This window comes from Streptomyces regalis (genome assembly GCF_001509475.1).
GTDB lineage: Bacteria > Actinomycetota > Actinomycetes > Streptomycetales > Streptomycetaceae > Streptomyces > Streptomyces regalis.
Window position 1 is genome coordinate 1 of sequence record NZ_LLZG01000178.1, and the last position, 2206, is coordinate 2206.

The window sequence follows — 2206 nt, forward strand, 5'->3', positions numbered from 1 at the left end:
GGTCAATTCCCCCGCCGTACCGCCCCCGCCAGAATCCACCCCTCCACAGCCTCGTACTGTCGCCGCTGGTTCTCCGACTTCCGGCGCCCCGACACGACCGTCCCCAGCCAGCCGAAGAGGAATCCGGCCGGGATCGACACCAGCCCGGGCGTCGTGAAAGGGAACCAGTTGAAGTCGGCGTCGGGGAAGGCCGAAACCGGTGATCCCGAGACCAGGTTGGTCCCCGGCATCAGCACCAGCACGGCCACCGAGCCGCCGATCAGGGTCCACAGCAGTCCGGCCCGGGTGTACCGGCGCCAGAACAGGCTGTAGACGAGGGCCGGGGCGATGGCCGAGGCGCCCAGGGAGAAGGACAGGGTCACCAGTGGCTGCAGGCTGCGGTGCTGGACCATCGTCGCCAGCACGATCGCCGGGACCCCCACCGCCAGCGCCGACAGTCGCGCCAGCATCATCTCGCGGCGGCCGGACAACTCCCGTAGCCGCACGGCGAACACGTCATGGGCGAGGGAGTTCGCGCAGGCGAGGATCATGCCCGCGACCGAGGCGAGCACGGTCAGGAAGATGGCCGTGGTGACCGTCGTGAAGAGGAGGGTCTCCGCGGCGGAGACGTCGGCGCCGAAGGCGGCCCTGGAGCCCAGCAGATAGGCCGTGTTGCCCTGCGGGTCCGCCCCGGCGATGACCTCACGCCCGATCAGCGCCGTCGCGCCGAAGCCGATCACCGTGATCACCAGCACGAACAGTGCCACGCTGGACACCGCCCACGACATCGAGCGCCGCACCTGACGCGCGCCCGACGCCGTGTACATGCGCATCGTGATGTGCGGCAGACAGGCGCCGCCGAGGACGACCGCGAGCTGCGAGCTGATCATGTCCAGGCGGGGATGCGGTCCGCCCGCGAACTGCAGCCCCGACTCCAGGAACGCCGAGCCGACCCCGCTCCGCTCCGCCGCCGTGTTGAACAGCGCCCCCGGATCCCAGTCGAACCGCGCCAGCACCAGTACGGCGACAACGGCGCCCGACCCGAGCAGCATCACCATCTTCAGGATCTGGATGAGCGCGGTGCCCTTCATCCCGCCGATCGCCGCGTAGCTGATCATCAGCGCGCCCAGCCCGATGATGCACCCCGTCTTGAGGGAGTCGCCCGAGAACCCGAGGATGAACGCCAGCAACTGCCCGGTCCCGGCAAGCTGCACCAGCATCAGTGGCACCAGCGCGGCCAGCGTCACCGCGCACGCCGCGATACGCACCCCCCGCCCCGGCATACGGCGTGCCAGCGCGTCGCCCATCGTGAACCGGCCCGCGTTGCGCAGGGGTTCGGCCAGCAGGAACATCAGCAGCATCAGCGACAGGGCCGTGCTCAGCGCCAGCACGATGCCGTCGTAACCGCACAGCGCGACCACGCCGGTCGTGCCCAGTACGGTCGCCGCGCTGATGTAGTCGCCGGCGATCGCCAGGCCGTTGCGCATCGGGGACAGGGAGCTGTAACCCGTGTAGAACTCGTCGAGGTCGTCGCGGTCCGGGCCCGTCATCACGCACAGCAGCAGCGTGATGGTGGCCACGGCGCAGAACGCGACCAGCGACATCGCCTGCGCGTCTCCACTGAAGTCCGTCATCCCCACGTCCCCCTCGTCCCCGTCCCCCTCGTCCCCGTCTGCCTCGTCCCTGTCCCCCGCTTCGCCGACTCCCGTTTGGCGTCCACCGCGGCCTCCTTGCGGATGCGGTCCGCGAGCGGGTCGACGTAACGGCGGGCGGTGTGCTCGTACAGGCCTATCGCCAGCCAGGTGACGGGCAGTTGGAGCAGCGCGAGCAGCAGGCCGGCGGGGAGTCCGTCGGTGACCGTGCTCGTCATGAACCCGGGCGCGAAGGCGGACAGGATCAGGAAGATGGTGAAGTACCCGAGCGCGGTGAGCGTCGCGACGCGCCGCTGCCAGCGGTAGGCGGTGCGCAGGATGCGCAGGTCGCTGTGGTGGCCGAGGGGCGGGCGGTCGGGGGTTCGGTGCCGTGGGGGTGGCGGTGGCTGCGGTGGGGCGGGGGGTTGCCAGGGGTAGGTGGCGTACGGCGGTGACGTGGGTGGTGGAGACGTGCCGGTGTCACCAGGGCCGTACGGGTACGGCGGTGACGGGTCGTAGGGCGGGGGCATCCCGTGCTCCTTTCGTGGCTCGGGTCCGGGGGGGCGGACCGCAGGGGGGGGGGGGGGGGGGAGCCA

General features: G+C 70.9%; 2 protein-coding genes. Both read right to left on the reverse strand.

Annotated features, from left to right (window positions below):
- Positions 1–2: 2 nt before the first annotated feature.
- Positions 3–1613: a sodium/solute symporter gene (locus ADL12_RS21305; RefSeq protein ID WP_062704268.1), complete on the reverse strand. Its 1611-nt coding sequence runs from the start codon at positions 1611–1613 to the stop codon at positions 3–5.
- Entirely contained in the window at positions 1610–2140 is a 531-nt protein-coding gene (locus ADL12_RS21310; RefSeq protein ID WP_062704269.1) for a DUF485 domain-containing protein, read from the reverse strand. Before ADL12_RS21310 ends, ADL12_RS21305 begins: the two co-directional genes overlap by 4 nt.
- Positions 2141–2206: the final 66 nt, after the last annotated feature.